The organism is Acidobacteriota bacterium (genome assembly GCA_016716715.1).
Taxonomy (GTDB): Bacteria; Acidobacteriota; Thermoanaerobaculia; order UBA5066; family UBA5066; genus Fen-183.
The window spans coordinates 234426-251805 of record JADJVE010000003.1 but is presented as its reverse complement, the minus strand read 5'-3'; the positions used below and the strand labels follow the sequence as shown (position 1 = coordinate 251805).

Genomic DNA, 17380 nt, shown 5'->3' with positions numbered 1-17380 from the left:
CTCCGTGACCGAGAAAGAACCGAAGGCGACGCTTCTCGTCGTCGACGACGAGAAGCACCAGCGCGAGTCGCTGACCGTCATCCTCGAGGACGAGGGCTACCGCGTGGCCGCCGCGGCGGACGGCCGCGAGGCGCTCGCGAAAGCCGCCGAGATCCGGCCCGAGGTCGTCCTCACGGACCTCAAGATGCCCGGCCTCACGGGCATGGACGTCGTCCGGAGCCTGAGCTCCTCCGCGGAGAACCCGCTTCCGCCGAAGGTCATCCTCGTGACGGCGCACGGCTCGGTCGAGCGCGCGCGCGAGGCCCACAAGCTCGGCGCGTTCGACTACATGTCGAAGCCCGTCGTGGCCGACGAGCTCCTCTTCCGCGTCGAGCGCGCTCTCGAGGCGTTCCGGCTCGCCGAGAAGACGCTCCGGCTCGAGCGTCGCCTCAAGGGCGACGGCCTCGAGTCGATCGTCGGGGACAGCGCCTCGATGCGCGACGTCTTCCGTCTCGTCGAGAAAATCGCGCCGACGAACTCGACCGTGATGATCCGGGGCGAGTCCGGCACCGGGAAGGAGCTCGTCGCGCGCGCGGTCCACGCGCGCTCGAACCGCTCTCAAAAGCCGTTCTTCGCCCTGAACTGCGCCGCGATCCCGGAGAACCTCCTCGAGAGCGAGCTCTTCGGGCACGAGAAGGGCTCCTTCACCGGCGCCGACGCGCGCAAGATCGGCCTCTTCGAGGCGGCGAGCGGCTCGACGCTGTTCCTCGACGAGATCGGCGACCTCACGCTGCCCCTGCAGGGCAAGATCCTGCGCGCCCTCCAGGAGAAGGAGGTCAAGCGCGTGGGCGGAAACGAGACGATCCCCGTCGACGTGCGCGTCGTCGCGGCCACGAACCGGGACCTCTCGGCGATGATGAAGTCCGGCCAGTTCCGCGAGGACCTCTTCTACCGCCTGAACGTGATCCCGGTCGAGCTGCCCCCGCTGCGCGACCGCGCCTCGGACGTGCGCGCCCTCGTGAGCCGCTTCCTCGACAAGGCGAACGCCTCGCACGGCACGGCCGTCGGGTCCGTGTCGCCCGAGGCGATGGATCTCCTCGTGCGGCACGGCTGGCCGGGCAACGTGCGCCAGCTCGAGAGCGTCGTCGAGCGCGCGGTCCTCCTGTGCGAGGGAAACATCGTCGTGCCGTCCGACCTGCCGTCCGAGGTCCGCCTCAACACGGCGCCCGCCGCGCGGCCGTACGGATTCGACATCCCGGCCGAGGGGATCGACATCGAGGAGTTCGAGCGCCAGCTCATCGTCCAGGCGATGGAAAAGTCGGGATGGGTGATCGCGAAGGCGGCGCGCCTCCTCGGTCTCACGTACCGGACGCTGCAATACCGGCTCGAGAAGTTCGGCCTCAAGAAGCCCGGCTGAGGCCTGATTCGGGGGCCTCGCCGACCGGAATCGTGCATTCCGGCGCGGCCGAGTGGCTCCCGAAATGCCATTCGGACGCCCAAACTGCCGTAAACGCCGCCGATGAGGGCTTCCGGCGCGCGGCACGTGTCCTGCAACGATTCGAGGCGTGGCGAGCCTCGTCCTCTTTCTGCTGCTCCTCGCCGGACCAGCGGCCCCCCCCGCACCCACGGCTTCCGGCCCGACCATGTCGGCCGCTCCGGCGGGCGAATCGCGCACCATCGTGGGCGAGATCGTGTGGGTCGATCTTCCGGCCCGCCTCGTCCTGATCCGCGAGTCGGTCAAGACCACGAACGTGAAGGGTCAGCCGCCCGCGCGGCAGACCATCGCCGTCAGCGTCGCGCCGGACGTCGCCGTCACGCGCGGCGCCAAGGCCGTGCCGCTCGAGGACCTGAAGCCGAAGGACCACGTGACCGCCCGCTACCTCGCGACTTCCGGAGGGGCCAAGGCGCTCACGTTCCGCGTGGCGGACGCCGCGCCGCGCCCGCCCGCTTCCGCGCCGGCCTCGGGCGACGGCGCGCCGCACGCCGGCGGCAACTGAGCCCGGCAGACTCGGGCATGGTCTCGCCCGCAGAGTTCGCTCCCGGAACCCCCGCTCCGTCCGCCACCTTCGCGCGCCCCGGCGGCGAACCGGTGACGACGGAGGGCCTCCTCGCGGAGGCAAACGGCCTTCCGCTCCTCCTCGCGTTCTTCAAGACCTCCTGCCCGACGTGCCGGCTGGCCTGGCCGTACGTGCAGCGCCTGCACGAGGCCTACGGAGGGACGGCTGCGAAGGTCGTAGGCGTCTCGCAGAACGGAGCCGCCGAAAGCGGAGTTTTCTTCGAGGAGTTCGGAAAGGCCACGTTCGATCTGGTCCTGGATCCGGAGCCCCGTTTTGCCGCGTCCAACGCCTTTCACGTCGAAGCGGTTCCCCACATCGTGCTCGTGTCTTCTGCAGGATCACTCGAAGAAATCTTCTCTGGCTGGTCGAAAGAAAAGATGGAAGCCCTCGGATCGCGCCTCTCTGGCGCGCGGAACCTCGCGAGAGTTCCCGTCGTGCCGCCGGGCGACCTCGTGCGCGACTTCCAGTCGGGTTGACTGGGCCGCAACGCACACTGACCGGTCCGGTCAGTCCGCAATCTCCCGGAGCCTTTATCCCGTAAGCTTGCGGCAAGGGAGTCTCATGACCGATCGCCCGACCACCCTCGGAGAGCTCGTCGCGGCCGGATACGCCCCGAAGACCGTCAAGGACGAGATCCGCGACAACCTCATCGCGAAGCTGAAGGCGGGCGAGAACGTCTTCCCCGGCATCCTCGGCTACGAGAAGACGGTCGTCCCCGCGCTCCAGAACGCGATCCTCGCGCGCCACGACATCATCCTCCTCGGCCTGCGCGGCCAGGCCAAGACGCGCATCCTGCGCGCCCTCGTCAACCTCCTCGACGAGGCGATCCCCGTCATCGCGGGCTCCGAGCTGAACGAGTCCCCGTTCGCGCCGTTCACGGCTTACGGGCGGCGCATGGCCGCCTCCGCCGGGGACGACCTCCCCGTCGCGTGGCTCGGGCGCGACGCGCGCTACCGCGAGAAGCTCGCGACGCCCGACGTCACGATCGCCGACCTCATCGGCGACGTCGACCCCGTGAAGGCCGCGACGCTCCGCAAGACGTTCGCGGACGAGGACGTCATCCACTACGGGATCGTCCCGCGCACGAACCGCGGCATCTTCGCGATCAACGAGCTGCCCGACCTGCAGCCCCGCATCCAGGTCGGCCTCCTGAACATCCTCGAGGAGCGCGACCTGCAGATCCGCGGCTTCCCGCTGCGCATCCCGCTCGACGTCCTGATGGTGTTCAGCGCGAACCCCGAGGACTACACGAATCGCGGCAACATCATCACGCCGCTCAAGGACCGCATCGCGTCGCAGATCCTCACGCACTACCCGCAGGACCCGAAGGTCGCCTCCGCGATCACGGACCAGGAGGCGTGGACGGACCGCACGCTGCACGGCGTGACGGTGCTGCTCGGCGAAGAGGTCAAGCTCCTCGTCGAGGAGATCGCCTTCGTCGCGAGGAAGAGCGAGCTCGTGGACCAGTCCTCGGGCGTCTCCGCGCGCCTCCCGATCGCGGCGCGCGAGCTCCTGATCTCGAACCTCGAGCGCCGCGCGCTCACGACCGGCGAGACCGTCGTCGCGCCGCGCCTCGTGGACCTCTTCGCGACGCTGCCCGCCATCACGGGCAAGGTCGAGATGGTCTTCGAGGGCGAGCAGCAGGGCGCCGAGATCGTCGCCAAGAAGCTCATTGGCGACGCCGTGAAGAACCTCTTCGAAGCGCAGTTCCCGCCCGTCGAGGGGCCGCGCGGACGCGCCGAGCGCCCGCGCCGCCCGCGCGGCGACTTCGACGAGGACGAGGGCGGCGGCCCGACGACGCTCGAGAGGGCCGAGGGGCGGCGCGCGGCCGCGGCCGCTCCCCCGCCGGGACCGTACGACGCGATCGCGGCGTGGTTCGGGGACGGAAAGAAGATCGTCCTCTCGGACCAGACGCCGTTCTCCGAGCACCTCAAGACGCTCGAGTCCGTCACCGGCCTCTCGGACTTCGTCCTCAAGCACGCCAAGCCGCGCGACCACTACGAGCGCGCGTTCCTCATGGAGCTCGTCCTCGAGGGGCTCGTCCAGAACCTCCGGATCGCGCGCGAGGACCTCGACTCGACGCTGACGTACGCGGAGCTCGCGAAGTTCAACCTGATGAGGAGCAGAGGCTGACCTGACCCGGCGTTAGACTCCCCCCATGCCGATGAACAGACGTGACCTCCTCGGCGCGGCCGCCGCGACCGCCGCCATGTCCTCCCTCCCCCGCTTCGCCTTCGCCGCGGACGACAAAGCGAAGGTCTACGCCGAGATCGAGAAGCGGCACGGCGAAGCCGTCGCGCGCCTGCAGGACTGGGTTCGGAACCCGACGATCGCGGCCGAGGGCCGCGGCGTCGAGACCGGCGCCGCCCAGATGATGTCGCTCGCGAAGGACGCGGGCTTCCAGACCGCCGTCAGGATGCCGACGTCCGGCGTCCCGGGCGTCTTCGCGACGCTCGACGCGGGCGCGCCGCGGACCGTCGGCCTCTACTTCATGTACGACGTCAAGCAGGCGGATCCCGCCGAGTGGAAGGTCGCGCCGCCCTTCGAGGCGCGGATCGTCGACAAGCCGGGGTTCGGCAAGGCTCTCGTCGGCCGCGGCGCCGTGAACCAGAAGGGCCCGGAGGCCGCGTTCCTCGCCGCGCTCCACGCGTTCCGGGGCGCGGGCGTGAAGCTCCCCGTGAACCTCGTCCTCGTCGCCGAGGGCGAGGAGGAGATCGGGTCGCCGCACATCCCCGAGATCGTGCGCAAGCCCGAGGTCCTCGCGGCGCTGAAGAACACGATGGGCGTCTTCATGCCCGGCGCGGGCCAGGACGCCGACGGCTCGGTGCAGGTCTCGCTCGGCGCCAAGGGCGTCGTCGAGCTGGAGCTCGTGTCGAGCGGCGCGAAGTGGGGCCGCGGCCCGTCGAAGGACGTCCACTCCGCGAACCGCGCGCGCCTCGACAGCCCCGCGTTCCACCTCGTGCAGGCGCTCGCGACGCTCGTGAACGCCGACGGCGATCCGGCCATCGACGGCCTCGCCGCCGCCGCCAAGCCGCCGAACGCCGCCCAGGCGGCGATGATCGACGCGGCCGCGAAGCGCCTCGACGAGGCGATGGCGAAGAAGATGCTCGGCGCATCGCGCTGGGCGCACGACGATTCGTGGCGCGCCTCCCTCGAGCGCCTGGCCTTCTCGCCGACCGTGAACATCCAGGGCCTCGTCGGCGGCTACATGGGCCCCGGCGGCAAGACGATGCTGCCGAACAAGGCCGTCGCGAAGCTCGACCTCCGCCTGGTCCCCGACATGACGTTCGACGGCGCGATCGCGGCCTTGAAGGCCCACCTCGCGAAGAGCGGCTTCGGCGACATCGAGGTGAACGTCTCGGGCGGCTACAGTCCCACGGAGACGTCCGCCGACGCGCCGCTCATCCGCGCGCAGATGTCCGTCTACAAGCGCGCCGGCCTCGACCCGATGCTCTGGGTGAGGAACGCGGGCTCGTACCCCGGCTACGTCTTCACGGGCGAGCCGCTCAAGCTCGCCTCCGGCCACCACGGCCTCGGGCACGGCAGCGGCGCGCACGCGCCGGACGAGTACTTCGTGATCGAGTCGACGAACCCGAAGGTCTCGGGCTTCGACGGCGCGGCGCGGTCGTTCGTCGACTACCTCTACGAGCTGGCTGCGATTCGCTGAGGCGGGGCCGGCCGCGGGTCGAGGGCGAGCGCGAGGAGCGCGAAGAGCGGCAGCCCCATCTGGATGAGAAACCGGTCCCACGTCGTCAGGGCGAGCTCTCCGGCCGGCCACACCGAGAGGGCGTACGCCGCCGCGTAGAACGCGAGAGCCCCTGCGAGCGCGGCGGCGAGCGGGACCGCGGCGAGCCGGCCGAGCCGCCGCGCGCCGAGGACGAGCCCGAGCGGCACGAGGAGCCACGTGAATCCCCACTCCTTGCGATCCGCCATCGCGTGGAGACACGCCCGCGCGGCTTCCGGCAGGCGCGCGACCGCGCCCTTCGCCAGCGCGGCGAGGCCGAACGCCGCGACCTGTCCCTCGTCGTAGCGCGGCGGTATTCCGGAGCGCCACGACGCCAGGAGTAACGCCGCCCCACCGACGGCGCCCACCGCGGCGAGGAGCGGGAGGCGGCTCGCGGTGAGCCGCCTCCCCGCGACCGCCCACGCGAGCGCGGCGGCGAGCGCGACGGCCGCGAGCGGCAGGCCTTCGCTTTTCGTAAGGACGGCCGCACCCAAAAGGAGGCCGGAGGCCAGGCCCTCGCCGAGGCCCGCTCCTTCGGACGTGAGGAGAAGCAGGCCACCTCCCCAGAAGCACGCCAGCGGAAGGTCGCTGTACGTGCCCGCCGCCCCGCCGTGCAGCGAGAACGCGAGGTAAGGCGCGCACGCGGCCGCAAGCGCGGCGGCGGCGGCCGCGAGGCGGCCCGCGCGCGCGGAGGCGGCGTCGAAGAGGACGAGCAGAAACGCCGGCCAGAAGAGCGCGTAGAGCGGCCGCACGAACCGGTCGTCCCACGGCGCGTCGACGATCTCCTGCGCGGCCGTCTGGAGGACCGGCATCAGCACCGGGTAGCGCGGATGGATGACCCACGCCGAGGCCTCGCGCAGGGCGGGCGCGTCCACCGTCCGCGCGCCGCGGATGAAGCGCGCCTGCGCGACCCAGGTCATCTTGCCGTCCCAGTCGGACACGGGGACCGCGAGGCCGTTCACGACGAGGCTGGCGGTCATGAAGACTCCGAACGCGAGGAGAAAAGAGAGGAGAATTCCTTCGAATGGTTTGAGAGGGACCCGGGCGGACCGCTCCGGCACCGTCGAACGCAGGCGCCGTGCGAGCGCCGCGGCCACGGGCAGGAGAAGGATCGGAAGCAGCACGCCTCGGCGGAGCGGGAGATGGAGGACGTGCGACGCGGCGTACGCTCCTCCGCCCAGCCACGCGCAGCCGAGGAGCCACGCCCAGCCGAGTCTTCTCAGAAGGGCGCGCTCCCGCAGGACCGGCACGAGGTCCGCGAGTGCGAGGCCCGCGGCCGCGACGATCGCTGCGGCAGCGAGGCTGGCCGCGACGGGTGCGCCGCTCACTTCGTCACCGTGAACGCCCACGGCCCGACGCGGCGATGCCGCCCGCCCTCGCCGACGAGCGCCGCGGCCACGCAGTGCTTGCCGGGCGCGAGGACGCCCGCCTCGAACGCCGTGCGCCAGCCCGCGCGGCTGCAGTCGCCCATGTCCGGCACGGCGGCCTGCACGTCCGGGCGCGGGAAGCGCTCGATGCGCGCGGTGTCCACCTCGACGCCGTCCAACCAGATGCGGATCGCGGCGCAAGGCCCCTTGCCTCTCTCCTGACACCACCCACTCACGACGACGCGGCCCGAGGCCGTCGTGTTCTCGGCGGGCGCGTCGATCCAGCCCGGGATGTCCTCCTGGGGACCCGTGAGGCCGGACCAGAGCGACGTGAGGAGCGCGCGGGTCTCCGCGAGCCGGAGGCTCCCGTCCTTCTCGATGACGACCGTGACTTGCGGAACGTTCTTCGGCGGCCGCTCGAAGAACCACCCGCGGCACTTCTCCGGCCGCAGGGCCACCGGAATGCGCGGCGCGAGGTCGCAGCGTACCCAGTTCTGGTCGGGAAGCCCGATGCCGCCATTCGCGATCGCGTAGGACCCGCCTTCGGGAACGAGCGCCCGGACCTCGTCGAGCGTGTTTGCGTATGCGTCCCCGCGCAGCTCGCGGCGCGCGGCGTCCTCTCCGTGCGCGAGGCCCTTCGGGCTCTCCGCGAGCCACTCCCACGCCGTCCGCATCTGCGCGGGCGCCGTCGCCAGCGCGAGGACGGCGACGAGGGCCGCGGGCGCGGCCGCGAGAACGCGCCGCGTCACTTCGCCCCGCCGGGCGTCACGATCTCGATCTCGCGCGGCGGGTAGACGCGGCGCCGATCGCCTGCCTGGAACGTGACCGTCAGGACGTGCCTGCCCGGCCCCACGCGCGGCGAGAGAACGGCTTCCCAGCCGGCCTCGCGCGCGTCGCCGATCGCCGGCAGGACCGCCGCAACGTCGGGCCGCGGCATCCGCGTGACGGTCACCTCCACGATGCGCAGTCCGTCGAGCCGGAACTCCACGGGGTCGACGCGTCCGCCTCCCTTCTCCTGGCACCAGCCGCGAGCGCGCAGCGGCAGCGCGATGCGCGCGCCCTCCGCCGGCTCGTCGAGCCCGGCCGGGATCGCGTCGTCGGCGCGATATGCGGGGCGATGCGTTTCGTGCGCGCGGATCCGGAACGCGTCGAGCGTCGCCCGACCCTTCAGGGCGGAAATCGTGAAGAGCTTCTCCGAGGGGTCCGGGGCCGCGCCGAACGTGACGGCGAGCTCGCCTCCCGGCTCGACGGAGCCCGTGCGCGCCCCGCCCAGAGTCTTGAGCTCGAGCTCGGCCCGTTCCCCGGCCGCTCTCACCATAAACGTCACATCCGCCGGGCTCGCGGCATAGATCGAGAACGTCGTCCCCTCCGGAAGCTCGACCCGGCCGTCCAGCTGCGTGGCGGGCCACGGCGTGATGGGGACGAAGACGCCCGCGCCCGCGCGGCCCTCGAAGATCTCCGTGCGCAGGTACCGGCCGCGCGAGATGTGCAGGAGGCGCGGGCTTTCGAACGTGAAGACGCGCTGCGGCACGACGCCGAACGGACGGTCCTCGGCGCCGACGAAGACGCCCGTTCGGGGCACGGCCACGGGGATGGTCTCGCTCACGACGTGGGCGCGGTAGCGGAAGTACTCGTCCGCGTGCGCGCGGAGCGGCTCGGTGACGAAGACGTCGCCCGGCGGGACGCCCGCGGCGCGGACGGCCTGCATCGCGGCGACGGACGGGCTCGGCTTCGACGCGACCTCGGCGATCGCGGGCGCCCCGAGCGCGGCGAAGGCGGCGAGGACGAGCACGCCTGCCGCGGGCGAAACGATCCGGCCGAAGCGCGACGCCGCGAATCTCTCCAGCGCGAACGCCGCGAGCGCGCACGGCGCCGCCCAGAACGCGAGGACGTAGCGCGGCGCCGAGTCGACGGAGAGGACGCCGAGCGTGAGGAGCGTGACCGGGACGAAGACGAGGAAGACCATCCCCGCCCTCTTCCTCTCGAGCGCGGCCCCGGCGAGGCCGAGGAGCAGGAACGTCCCGGCGAGCTTCCCGTGCCCGACCGGGTCCAGAAACCAGCGCTTCCAGAACGGCGGCTGCAGGACGTCGCGCAGTTTCGGGCTGTCGAACTGCGTCACGTACTTCATCTGGCCTTCGAACCGGTCCTTCCAGACCGCGAACCCGCCCGAGCTCCGGAAGACCGGGATCCAGATGGCGGCGGAGAGAAGAACGCCCACGGCCGCTGCAAGGAGAAGCGGCTTCACGCTCCGCTCGCGACGAAAGACGGATACGGCGGCCACGGCCGCCGCGGGCAGGAGGGCGAGGCCGACCTGCGGGCGCACGCCCGCCGCGAGCGCCGTGAACGCCGCGGCCCAGAGGAGCGCGTGCCGGCCCTTCCCCGCGATCGCCCGGACGAGGAACACCGCGGCGAAGAGCCCCGCTGCCGCCCCCGGCCCGTCGGACAGCGGCCGCACGCCGTGCAGCCACACCGACGGCGTGAGCGCGTAGAAGAGCGCGCCGACGAGCGCCCAGGCGCGCCGGGACCCGAGCTCGCGGAGAAGAAGATAGAGCGCGAGGACCGAGAGGTATCCGCCGATCGCCCCCGCGAGCGCCGTCGCGCGGAACGGCGGGGCGCCGAGCGCCCGAATCCCCTGCCCGAGCCGGATGAAGACCGGGTAGCCCGGCGGGTGCGGGTGGTTCACGCGGACGTCGAGGCCGTCGCGCACGCCCTCCATGAAGAGGACCTCGTCCCACTCCCACGGGTCGGGCGCGAGCGTCGCGAGGCGCAGGAGCGCGAGGACGGCGAACGCGGCGACGACGAGGATCCGCTCGCGGCGGGACGCGGGGCTCACGGTCATGAGGACCCCGAGAGCATACGCATTCGGCCTCCCGCCGATATCATCCGTCCGTGCCCGCCGAAAACAGGATCCGGTCCCGCGCCTTCGGCCGCGAGGCGCTGGTCTTTCTTGCGTTCCTCGCGCTGACGGTGGCGATGACGTGGCCCTGGGCGAAGCACCTGCGCGACCACGCGTCCGACGCCGGGGACCCGTACCTGAACTCGTGGATCCTCTGGTGGGACTTCCACCAGACGTTCCATTCGCCGTTCCACCTCTTCGACGGCAACGTCTTCTTCCCCTACAAGCTCAGCCTCGCGTTCAGCGAGCACAACTACGGCCTCGCGCTGCCGCTCTTCCCGCTGTTCGCGCTGGGCCTCCGGCCGCTCACCGCCCAGGGAATCCTGACGCTCCTCGGCTTCGCGTTCTCAGGCTACGGGGCGTTCCGGCTCGGGCGGACGCTGACCGGATCCACCGGCGCCGCGTGGGTCGCGGGCGTCGCGTTCGCGTTCGTTCCGTACCGCTTCGGGCAGCTGCCCCACGTGAACTACCTCTTCGCGGGCTGGATCCCGATCCTCTTCGAGGCGCTCGTCCTCTTCGTGCGCGAGAGATCCCCAAGGCGCGCGGCCTGGCTCGGCGCCGCGTTTTTCCTGAACGGCCTCGCGGTCATCCACTGGCTCGTCCTCACGCTCGTCCCTCTCGCCGCGGTCGCCCTCGTCCTCGCGTTCCGCTCCGGAGCGGACTCGGACCGCGCGGGCTGGAAGAGGGGGGCGCTGGCCGTCGGGATCGCGGGCGTCGCGCTCCTGCCGTTCCTCCTCCCGTACCAGCGCGCCGCGAAGCTCTACGGCTTCACGCGCGGCATCGAGGAGACGCGCGACTTCTCGGCGCAGCCGCACGACTGGCTGAACGCCGACCCGCGCAACCACCTCTGGCGGGGCTTCTCGGAGTTCCCGACGCCCGGCGAGCGCGCGCTCTTCCCGGGGCTCCTGCTTCTCGCGCTCCCTCTCGCGGCGCTGCTCCTGACGCCCCGCGGAGACGCGGCGGCCGCCGAAGCCGCGCCCGCCCCCGATCCGCGCGTCCTCTCCGCCCTCGACGCCGTGGCCGTCGTCACGGGCTTCCTCGCGCTCTTCGCGGCGAGCCCCGCCGGCATCCACGTCCGCCTCGCCGGGAAAGAGATCTTCCGCGCGACCGAGCCCTGGCGCGCGCTCGCCGTCTTCCTCGCGGCGCTCGCCGTGCGCTGGTGGCTCGCGTATCCGGCGACGCTTCCGCTCGTGACGTCGCGAAGCCTGAGGGCGAGCCTCCGCGCGGTCCGCCGCCCGGACGTCATCGTCGTCGGCGCGCTCCTCGCCCTTCTCGGCTTTCTCGGCTCGCTCGGCGTGCGGTTCCCGTTCCACCGCGTTCTCTTCGAGACGATTTCGCTCTTCCGAAGCATCCGCGTCCCCGCGCGCTGGGCGACGATCGCTTACCTCGGCCTCGCGGTCCTCGCCGGGGCCGGCGTCCTCGCTCTGGCCGAAGCCTGGAAGCGCCGCCGCCCCGCCGCGCGCACCGCCCCCGTCTTCGCTCTCGCGTGCCTCGCGTTTCTCCTCGAGGACCGCGCGGCGCCGCTGGACCTCTTCCGCGGCGAGGCCGATCCGGACGAGGTGACGCGCTTCCTCGCGACAACCCCCATGAAGGGCGGCCTCGTCGAGCTGCCGTCCGGCACGCCGGAGCACGGAAACTACCGCGCCGTGCTGCGGGCGGCCGACCACGGGAAGCCGCTCGTGACCGCCGTCTCGGGTTTCTCGTCGCCCGTCGTTCGCAGAATCGAGGAGGACGAGCGCAAGGCCCCCATCCCGGACGATCTCCTCGACTTCCTCGAGGGCCTCCCGACCTCGTACGTCCTCGTGCGCGAGTCGTGGCTCGACCCCGCGATGCGGACGACGCACCGGGCGTGGATCGACCGCGCCCTCGTCTCGGGCCGCCTCGTCTTCGTGAAGCGCTTCGACGGCGACGTGAAGAACGACCTCTTTGCCGTCGCGAAGAACGAGCCGTCGGCCAGGCCGCTCGAGCCCCTCCCGTGGGCGCCGCCCGCGGGCCTGACGCCTGCCGGCCTCCCCTGGAAGGAGGACGCCGCGCTCACGGGAAACATCGACGCTCCCGAGGAGGGCGCGACCGTGAAGGGAACCCTCCGCATCCGCGGCTGGGCGCGCATCCCCGGCGAGGACCTCCACGTCACGCTCCTCGTCGACGGAGAACAGCGCTCCCTCGCGTCCGGCAGCCGGACGCCCCGGCCCGACGTCTGCGCCGCCGTGCCCGCGCTCGGCGACTGCTCGCAGGCCGGGTACGAGGGGACGTTCGCGTTCCTTCCGGGGACGAGGGAAGCCACGAGATCGTCGCCCTCTTCCGGTCGAAGGACGGCCGCGAGCGCCACTACCCGCCGCGCAAGTTCACGTGGCAAGGCGGCCGGTGACGCGCGTTCGCGCGGCCGCCGCCGGACTCGCGTTCCTCGTCTGGGCTCTCGCGGCCTTCCCGCGCCAGGCCTCGAACGTCTTCAGCCATCTTGGATTCTCTAAACGGCACGTCGCCGATTCGCTCGGAGAGATCCGGCGTGAACAGTACGGCCCCGCATTCCAGGAGGCGATCGAGCGCATCGCGAGCGAGATACCTCCCGGCGCCGAGTACGGGATCGTCGAAAGCCCGGACCCGGGCTGCAACGCGTACTGGATCCGGTCGGCGCTCGTGCCTCGCACGCCGCGCTCCCTCGGCCCGGAGTCCGCCCTCCGCCCGGAGGACCTTCGGGCGCTGACGACAGCGTCGCCGCGCGTCTTCGTCGTCGGGTGCGCGGGCGGCGCACCCGGGCTCCTCGGTCCCGACCCTCCGACGGGAGTCGTCCGGCCGTGAGCACGGCGTATCGGCTCTTCGCGGCGTTCGGGGGCGTGGCCCTTCTCGCGGCGTCCGGCTGGGCGCTCACCTCGTTCGTGCCGTCCCTGCGCCGAAAGCCCGCGCTCCTGCGCTGCGCGTGGTCGTATCTCCTTGGCTGCGCGTTCACGGGCGTCTCGCTCTACGCGGCGAGCCACTGGGGAGGCGTCGAGCTCCGGCGCGGGACGATTCTCCCCGTCCTCCTTCTGCCCCTCGCGCTCGCCGCCTGGATGCGGCGGAAGATGCCGCGATCGACGCCACCCCCGCGCCCGGCCGCGGGCCGCGCGGCGCGCGCGGCGGTCGCCCTCGCCGCGCTCTCGGGTGCGTTCGTCTCGGCGGCGGTCATCGCCGACGCCCTCTCGGGCGTTCAGTGCGGGTTCGACGCGCGGATGACGTGGAACGCTCATGCCGGCTTCGTGCGGGCCGCGCGCACCGTGGACGCGCCCGTCCTCCTCGACGGCGGCACGTACCTCCACAACCCGAAGTACCCGCTGCTTCTCCCCGTCCTTCAGGTCGCCGTCCAGGAAACATTCGACACCGACGACGACGAGCGGGTCACGCGGCCCCTCTATGCCGTCTTCCTGCCCGTTCTCTTCCTCGTGATCTTCGACGTGGCCGAGGCCCGTTCCGGCACGCTCGCGGCGGCTCTGATCGTCCTCGCGATGACCCTGCTTCCCGGTCTCGCTTTCGAGTGGGACGGAGGCGCGATTACGTCGTATGCGGACATCCCGCTCGGCCTTTTCTGGGGAGGCGGTCTCGTACTGCTCCTGAGAGCCCCATGGCTGCCGCCCGAGGCTCTCGCGGGAGGACTTCTCCTCGGCGCGGGCGCACTCACGAAGACCGAGGGGCTGCTCCTCGGGGCGATTGCGGTCGGGCTTGCCGCGCTCAGGGCCTTGCGCCGCGCATGGCGAATGAAGCGCCTCGGACCCGTCCGCGCGACCGCCCTCGCGGCGGCCGCTTTCGCCCTGGCCGGGGCGCTCTGCGTCTTATGGCGCGCCCAGGTGCCGAACCGCAACTCGGAAACGTGGGACGAGGTGACGCCGCGCCAGATCGCCTCGGGCGTCGCGCAGCGCCTCCCGGCCGTCCTGCACTTCGTGCGGATCGAGATGGCCCGGCCTGAGGTGTGGAGCGGTTTCTGGTGGCTCGCTCCAGCACTTTTCCTTCTTGGCACGCGCGCCCTGACGCGCCCGTTCGCGCGCGGCCTGCTCGTCGCATCAGCCGGAGCGCTCGTGGTCTATGCCGCCGCATACGGCGGGAGCAGCTGGGCCCCGAAAGACCTCGTTCACCCGACATGGAACCGGTTCCTCTCGCAGCTGGCCGTGCCGCTGTACGTCCTCCTCGCGTGTGCGGTCGCCGACGCGTTCGGAAGAAGTCAGCGGGCGCCGCGCATCGGCCGCCCGTAGAGCTTCGTCTTCCCCACCGCGGCGAGCTGCCTCATGAGCGGCGCCGGTTCTTCCTCGACGAACCACACGGCGCCGTCCTCGGCGCCCGTCGCGCGGCGGTTGCGGCCGAACATCACCGTCCAGTCCTCTTCGACGGCGTAGTCGATCCCGGCGCGCTCGAGCTCGAGGAGGGCACCCGCGGCGGGCACCCAGGGCTCGCCGTCCGCGAGGTGGACGAGGGGCTTTCGGATGCCCTCTGCCGCGAGGTGGGCCTTCAGGGCTGCCGTGAACGTCGCGACGCTCTCCTTCGTCGCGATCGGAATCGGCTGCTGCTGCACGAGGCCGCGCGCGTTCGAGATCGCGGCGAGGACCGCCACGACGGCGCAGCCGATCCCGACGGCCCGGCCCCGGCCGCGCTCCTCCAGCGGGCGCGTCGCGACGAGCGCGACGGCCGTCCAGCCCGCGAAGGAGACGGCGGACGCGAACGCGAGCAGGTAGTCGAAGACCTCGCCGACGATCCTGAGGGCCGAGTAGATCGCCGCCGCGCCGGCCGCGAGCGCCAGCCACGAGAGCGCCGCCGCGTCGTCGTCCCGCCGCCGCCGCGCCGCCGCGAGAGCGAGCGGCAGCAGCGCGACGAGGAGGAGCGTGAAGATGCCCGCGCCGACGTCGCGGTGGTCGGTCGTCGACGGCACGATCGCCGCCGCGAGGGCGATCGGAATCGACCCCAGCTCGTGCGCGAGCGGCCCGAACACCTCCACGAACGTGTGCCGGGCGCCGTGCGAGCGAAAGAACTGCCAGAGCAGCGTCAGGTTCCCCGGCTGCGCGGGCGTTCCACGCCACTGTTCGAGGACCGGCGGCGCCCAGAGTGCCGCGAGCAGGAGCGCCGCGATCAGAACGGGCCGCAGCGCGGCGACGCGCCGGCCGAGCCGGCCCGCGAGGACGAGCGCCGCGAGGACGACGCAGGTGGCGGCCGGCGCGGTTCCGAGGTGCGTCTGGACGAGGAACGTCGCAACGAACGCGAGAGCCGGGAGCCATGCGGCGCCCTGCCGCGCGAGACCGAGGGCGAGGACGACGAGGAGCGCCAGCGGGACGACCACGGCGTGAGGCCCCCACGCGTGCGCGACCCAGCCGGGCCCCATCCGCGCGAGGAGGAGCGCGAGCCCCGCCGCGACGACGAGTCCGTGGCGCGGACCGAGGATCTTCGCCCCGGACCACGCCGCGGCGCCCGTGAAGAGCGTCGTCAGGAGAAGGGCGGCCAGCGAGAGCCCCGCGCTGCGCTGGCCGGTCGCCGCGTAAACGGGGGCCATCAGATAGAGCTGGACGGGCCCGGGGTGGCTGAAGCCGAAGCGCGAGTACGCGCCCGTGAGCTGCCCCCCGTGGAGCGCCCGCCGCTCGGCCATCTCGACGACCGCGCCGTCGTCGTCGACGCTCATCGGGAGCCACGGCCTCACGAGCGCGAACCACCACGACGGGAGCAGCGGCAGCAGCGCGAGGAGAACGGGCCAGAGCCCGGCGCGGCGATCGCGGACTTCCATGAAGCGGAGTGACCATACCCCAGTCCATCCCCCGTTCGGCGTCGTACCATGCGTCGTGGACTACCGGTACGGCATGCTGCCGCTCGAACTGCTCCAGTCGCTCCTGTCCTGGGAAGAGCTCCTGAAGCTCTTCCTCGACCTCGTCTCGCGCCTCGGCGGCGACGTGGAGGAGGCGATGGCCTGGATGCAGGAGCTGCAGCGCCGCGGGATCATCGGCAAGAACGTGGACCTCGAGGCGTTCCGCCAGGCGCTCGAGCAGCAGGGCATCGTGGGGCGCGACGGCGAGGGCAACCTCACGCTCATGGGCCCCGGCGAGCGCCGCATCCGCCGTAACGCGCTGGAGGAGATCTTCTCGTCGCTCCAGAAGGCGGGTCCGGGGCTGCACGCGATCCCGCGCGCGGGCGGCGGTTCCGAGACGCTGCCTGAGACGCGCCCGTACGAGTTCGGCGACGACCCGGCGCGTCTCGACGGCATCCGGACGGTCGCAAACGCGGCGCGCCGCGACCCGGACGACCTCGCGCTCGTGCCGGCCGACTTCGAGGTCTTCGACGTCGAGGCCCAGAGCGCCTGCGCGACGGCGATCGCGATCGACGTCTCGCACTCGATGATCCTCTACGGCGAGGACCGCTTCACGCCCGCCAAGAAGGTCGCGCTCGCGCTGACGGAGCTCATCCTCCAGAAGTACCCGAAGGACACGATCGACGTCGTCCTCTTCGGAGACGAGGCGCGCTCCGTGCCGCTCGAGGAGCTGAGCAAGGCGCAGGTCGGGCCGTTCCACACGAACACGAAGGACGGGCTCGCGCTCTCCCGCAAGCTCCTCATGCGCCGCCGCTCGAGGAACCGCCAGATCTTCATGATCACGGACGGCAAGCCCTCGTGCATCAAGGAGGGCGGGAAGCTCTACAAGAACCCGTTCGGCCTGGACCTGAAGATCGTGAACCGCACGCTCGAGGAAGCCGAGAAGCTCCGGCGCGACGGCATCCAGCTGACGACGTTCATGATCGCGACCGACGAGGCCCTCGTGGACTTCGTCGATACGATGACGAAGATCGCGCGCGGGCGGGCGTACTACGCCTCCCCCACCGACCTCGCGACGTTTGTGTTCCGGGACTACATCCGGAACAGGAAGAAGCTCTTCCGGTAATGGCTCTCTGGCTTGCAGGCGCAGTCGGGCTCTTTCTGCTCGGAACAGGAGCGTTCGTACTCGCGACACGGCTCATTGCCAGACGCCAAGGGAAGATTTTCTTAGAAGGTTTAGGGGGCGTGGTTCGAATCGGCACGCCGTGCCTTCTGGCTTCCTCCCCTCTTAACCTTCAAAGAAATCCCCGGGCGTTAATCCCCGGCACCGTGGCCCTCACGCCGGCCGGCCTCGCGTGGGAAGGCCTGTGGGGCCGTGCGGGCTCTTACTCATTCGAAGAAATACAGCGTCTCGAGACCGACGAGCGCCTGTCGAGCGGGCGAGGCTTCCTTCGCAGCAAGGTTCTCCGCGTCACCGCGACATCCGGCGAGGTCGCCGAGTTCGTCGTCTCGCCCGGGCACGCCTGGGAGTGGCGGCAGGCGCTCGGCGAGTGGGCCGCGAGCCGCGGCCGCATTGCCGGCGCGCCCGTCACACGGTAAGATCGC

14 protein-coding genes are annotated in these 17380 nt (G+C 71.8%); 10 read left to right on the top strand and 4 right to left on the bottom strand.

Annotated features, from left to right (window positions below; translation table 11 throughout):
- Positions 1 to 4: 4 nt before the first annotated feature.
- From IPL89_06015 to IPL89_05995, 5 genes are all read left to right on the top strand, one after another.
- Positions 5 to 1396, top strand: a complete 1392-nt coding sequence (locus IPL89_06015) for a sigma-54-dependent Fis family transcriptional regulator (protein ID MBK9062737.1) — start codon at positions 5 to 7, stop codon at positions 1394 to 1396.
- A 148-nt stretch (positions 1397 to 1544) separates the two neighbouring features.
- Complete coding sequence (locus IPL89_06010; protein MBK9062736.1) at positions 1545 to 1976, top strand: hypothetical protein; 432 nt, start codon at positions 1545 to 1547, stop codon at positions 1974 to 1976.
- 17 nt (positions 1977 to 1993) lie between these two features.
- Positions 1994 to 2512, top strand: a complete 519-nt coding sequence (locus IPL89_06005; GenBank protein ID MBK9062735.1) for a TlpA family protein disulfide reductase — start codon at positions 1994 to 1996, stop codon at positions 2510 to 2512.
- An 85-nt stretch (positions 2513 to 2597) separates the two neighbouring features.
- Positions 2598 to 4169 carry a magnesium chelatase gene (locus tag IPL89_06000; GenBank protein ID MBK9062734.1) on the top strand — a complete coding sequence of 524 codons (1572 nt, stop codon included), beginning with the start codon at positions 2598 to 2600 and terminating at the stop codon, positions 4167 to 4169.
- A gap of 25 nt (positions 4170 to 4194) precedes the next feature.
- Positions 4195 to 5703 carry a M20/M25/M40 family metallo-hydrolase gene (locus IPL89_05995; protein ID MBK9062733.1) on the top strand — a complete coding sequence of 503 codons (1509 nt, stop codon included), beginning with the start codon at positions 4195 to 4197 and terminating at the stop codon, positions 5701 to 5703.
- Here IPL89_05995 and IPL89_05990 read toward each other — a convergent pair.
- The 3 genes from IPL89_05990 to IPL89_05980 are packed head-to-tail and all read right to left on the bottom strand — an operon-like array spanning position 5679 to position 9966.
- Positions 5679 to 7088 (bottom strand): hypothetical protein, encoded by a 1410-nt coding sequence (locus IPL89_05990; protein ID MBK9062732.1) that lies wholly within the window; start codon positions 7086 to 7088, stop codon positions 5679 to 5681. The two genes, IPL89_05995 and IPL89_05990, sit on opposite strands and share 25 nt — an antisense overlap.
- The gene (locus IPL89_05985; protein MBK9062731.1) at positions 7085 to 7876 is read right to left on the bottom strand and encodes a hypothetical protein; all 792 of its coding nucleotides are present in this window, start codon (positions 7874 to 7876) and stop codon (positions 7085 to 7087) included. The genes IPL89_05990 and IPL89_05985 overlap by 4 nt, the downstream gene beginning before the upstream one ends.
- On the bottom strand, positions 7873 to 9966 hold the full coding sequence (locus tag IPL89_05980) for a glycosyltransferase family 39 protein (protein ID MBK9062730.1): 2094 nt from the start codon (positions 9964 to 9966) through the stop codon (positions 7873 to 7875). The genes IPL89_05985 and IPL89_05980 overlap by 4 nt, the downstream gene beginning before the upstream one ends.
- A 50-nt stretch (positions 9967 to 10016) precedes the next feature.
- Between IPL89_05980 and IPL89_05975 the strand changes: the two genes are divergently transcribed.
- From IPL89_05975 to IPL89_05965, 3 genes are read left to right on the top strand one after another with little or no spacing between them, the layout of a single operon-like run.
- On the top strand, positions 10017 to 12494 hold the full coding sequence (locus tag IPL89_05975) for a hypothetical protein (protein MBK9062729.1): 2478 nt from the start codon (positions 10017 to 10019) through the stop codon (positions 12492 to 12494).
- Positions 12388 to 12822: a hypothetical protein gene (locus IPL89_05970; GenBank protein MBK9062728.1), complete on the top strand. Its 435-nt coding sequence runs from the start codon at positions 12388 to 12390 to the stop codon at positions 12820 to 12822. Before IPL89_05975 ends, IPL89_05970 begins: the two co-directional genes overlap by 107 nt.
- On the top strand, positions 12819 to 14243 hold the full coding sequence (locus IPL89_05965; protein MBK9062727.1) for a hypothetical protein: 1425 nt from the start codon (positions 12819 to 12821) through the stop codon (positions 14241 to 14243). The genes IPL89_05970 and IPL89_05965 overlap by 4 nt, the downstream gene beginning before the upstream one ends.
- Here the strand turns inward: IPL89_05965 and IPL89_05960 are convergent.
- Complete coding sequence (locus IPL89_05960) at positions 14213 to 15757, bottom strand: hypothetical protein (GenBank protein MBK9062726.1); 1545 nt, start codon at positions 15755 to 15757, stop codon at positions 14213 to 14215. The genes IPL89_05965 and IPL89_05960 overlap by 31 nt on opposite strands.
- A 55-nt stretch (positions 15758 to 15812) precedes the next feature.
- On the opposite strand from IPL89_05960, the gene IPL89_05955 reads away from it, so the two are divergent.
- Positions 15813 to 16901: a VWA domain-containing protein gene (locus tag IPL89_05955; protein MBK9062725.1), complete on the top strand. Its 1089-nt coding sequence runs from the start codon at positions 15813 to 15815 to the stop codon at positions 16899 to 16901.
- 203 nt (positions 16902 to 17104) lie between these two features.
- On the top strand, positions 17105 to 17374 hold the full coding sequence (locus tag IPL89_05950) for a hypothetical protein (GenBank protein MBK9062724.1): 270 nt from the start codon (positions 17105 to 17107) through the stop codon (positions 17372 to 17374).
- Positions 17375 to 17380 lie beyond the last annotated feature (6 nt).

Coding starts and splice junctions, on each gene's coding strand:
- IPL89_05980 (MBK9062730.1), bottom strand. CDS start 9,966: ATGACCGTGAGCCCCGCGTCCCGCCGCGAGCGGATCCTCGTCGTCGCC.
- IPL89_05995 (MBK9062733.1), top strand. CDS start 4,195: ATGCCGATGAACAGACGTGACCTCCTCGGCGCGGCCGCCGCGACCGCC.
- IPL89_06000 (MBK9062734.1), top strand. CDS start 2,598: ATGACCGATCGCCCGACCACCCTCGGAGAGCTCGTCGCGGCCGGATAC.
- IPL89_05960 (MBK9062726.1), bottom strand. CDS start 15,757: ATGGAAGTCCGCGATCGCCGCGCCGGGCTCTGGCCCGTTCTCCTCGCG.
- IPL89_06005 (MBK9062735.1), top strand. CDS start 1,994: ATGGTCTCGCCCGCAGAGTTCGCTCCCGGAACCCCCGCTCCGTCCGCC.